The organism is Mesorhizobium sp. M2A.F.Ca.ET.039.01.1.1, assembly GCF_003998035.1.
Lineage (GTDB): Bacteria > Pseudomonadota > Alphaproteobacteria > Rhizobiales > Rhizobiaceae > Mesorhizobium.
In genome coordinates this window covers 1-2,139 of the sequence record NZ_RZRY01000904.1, presented here as the reverse complement: position 1 = coordinate 2,139, position 2,139 = coordinate 1, and the positions used below count along the sequence as shown (strand labels likewise).

Genomic DNA, 2,139 nt, shown 5'->3' with positions numbered 1-2,139 from the left:
GCGGTATCGTTTTCCAGCATCACACGCTTTTTCCGTGGAAGAATGCGCGAGACAACGTCGCTTTTGGCCTAAAATGCGCGGCGTCAAGCGCGGGCAGCGGCGTCTCGAGGCAGAGAAAATGCTCGATCTCGTCGGTCTGAACGGCTTTGCAGGGCGCTATCCGGGTCAGCTGTCTGGCGGCATGCAGCAACGCGTCGAGATCGCGCGTGTTCTCGTCAACCAGCCACGGCTCCTGCTGATGGACGAGCCCTTCGGGGCGCTCGACGCCCTGACGCGGCTGCGGATGCAGGAATTGCTGCTCGATATCTGGGAGCAATTCCGCAAAACAATTCTGTTTGTCACCCATAATATCGACGAAGCCCTGCTTCTCGCCGACAGGATCATCGTCATGCAGCCGCAGCCCGGCCGGATCCGAGAGGAAATCACCGTACCTTTCGAGAGACCGCGCATGACCGAGATCATCGCCTCAGGCGAGTTCATGCGCCTGAAACAGCATTGCCTGCAACTTCTTCACAGCGACAGGCGAGGGGATACTTTGCCCCGGCTTTCTCCCTTGGGCTTGTGAGTGAGCGTCGAGGGACTCTCGGCAGCCCCCACCCTTCAACGGTTCATGAACTCGGGAATTTATGGCCTCCGGCTTGGGACGGAACGAACAAGGGCAGTTGCTGGCCAGGACTGCGACTCTCCCTGTTCAGCGAGGGCGAGAGCCGCTTTGAGTGCCGGCGGTCAGGCACTGCGGCGAACTTCGGCGGCAGCATCGTTTCCGGTTCGCGACACGCCGAGGCGGGACAACACCTCGTCGCGAAGGCCAATGAAATTCGGGTCGGAGCGGTCGCGGGACACTGCGTCGGTGACGGGTAGGATCGTGGCGATCCGCCCGGGATGGGGATGCATGACGACGATCCGATCTCCAAGGTAGACTGCTTCATCGACGTCGTGCGTGACGAGCACGGCGGTCGTGCCCTCGTTCCGGACGATTCTTTGAAGTTCGTCCTGCAGGCGCAGCCGGGTCAGAGCGTCGAGGGCCCCGAAGGGCTCGTCGAGCAGCAGAAAGCGCGGCTTGGTGACAAGCGCCCGGGCGATCGCCACACGCTGCGCCATGCCGCCGGACAATTGGGCAGGATAGGCTTTGGCAAATTGCTCGAGGCCGACGAGATGCAGATGGTCGCGAACGAGTTGGCCCCGCTCAGCCGTGGCCAACCCGCTTTGGCGCAGCGCCGCCGCCACATTGGCCTCGACATTGAGCCAGGGCAAAAGCCTGTGCTCCTGAAAAACGATCGAGCGATCGAGACCCGGCCGTTCCACCCTCTGTCCATCGACCCGGATCTCGCCGTCATAATCAGTGTCGAGGCCGAGGACCAGCCGCAGCAAAGTGGATTTGCCGCACCCCGACGATCCCACGATGCTGACGAACTCGCCCTCGCCGACTGCAAGATGGACATGCGACAGGGCCTGGACCTGCCGGCCGGCGACCCTGAACCTCTTGCTGACATCAGCAATCTCCAAAGCGTGGCTTTGGCGACGTCCCCGTTCGGACGTGACCACAGGGTCGCTCATGGGATTCTCCAGCGCAGAAGGCGATGCTCCAGGGCGCCAGCGACGACATTGAAGACCACGCCGACGCCACCGAGCAGCAGAATGCACAGCAACAGCAGATCCATGTGGAACAGGTGCTGGCCCTCGTTCATGCGCCCGCCGAGACCGGGTGCGATGTTGAGCAGAAGCTCGGCGCCCACCGTAGCGGTCCAGGCGTAAATCAGCGCCGAATGCAGGCCCGTGAAGATTTGCGGCAGCGCACCCGGGATGGCGATGAGCCAGGCAAAGTCGAACCAGCCGAAGGTCAGGACGTCGGCAAGCTCGCGATAGCTCCGCGGAATGCCGGACACTCCCTGCCAGGTGTTGATCAGGGCCGGCTGAAACGCCGCGAGCGCGATGAAGACGACCTTGCCGGCCTCGCCGCCACCGAACCACATCGAGATGAGGGGAACCCAAGCGAACAGGGCGATCTGACGGTGTACCAGCAGCACCGGCCCGAGCAGGCGTTCAATGATGCGGGAAAACCCGATCGCCAAACCAAGCGTGATCCCGGCCACACTGCCACAGGCAAAACCAATCAGGTCGCGCTCCAGGCTCGCCAGT

The 2,139-nt window shown here is 62.7% G+C and carries 2 protein-coding genes and 1 pseudogene; 1 reads left to right on the top strand and 2 read right to left on the bottom strand.

Annotation, left to right across the window (positions count from 1 at the left end; translation table 11 throughout):
- Window positions 1-565, top strand: a pseudogene (locus EOA24_RS35355) (ATP-binding cassette domain-containing protein); the annotation flags it as partial.
- A 161-nt stretch (window positions 566-726) separates the two neighbouring features.
- On the opposite strand, the gene EOA24_RS35350 reads toward EOA24_RS35355, so the two are convergent.
- Complete coding sequence (locus tag EOA24_RS35350; protein WP_127410673.1) at window positions 727-1,557, bottom strand: ABC transporter ATP-binding protein; 831 nt, start codon at window positions 1,555-1,557, stop codon at window positions 727-729.
- A partial coding sequence (locus EOA24_RS35345; RefSeq protein ID WP_189354507.1) for an ABC transporter permease subunit occupies window positions 1,554-2,139 on the bottom strand: 586 nt, incomplete at its 5' end. The genes EOA24_RS35345 and EOA24_RS35350, both read right to left, overlap by 4 nt.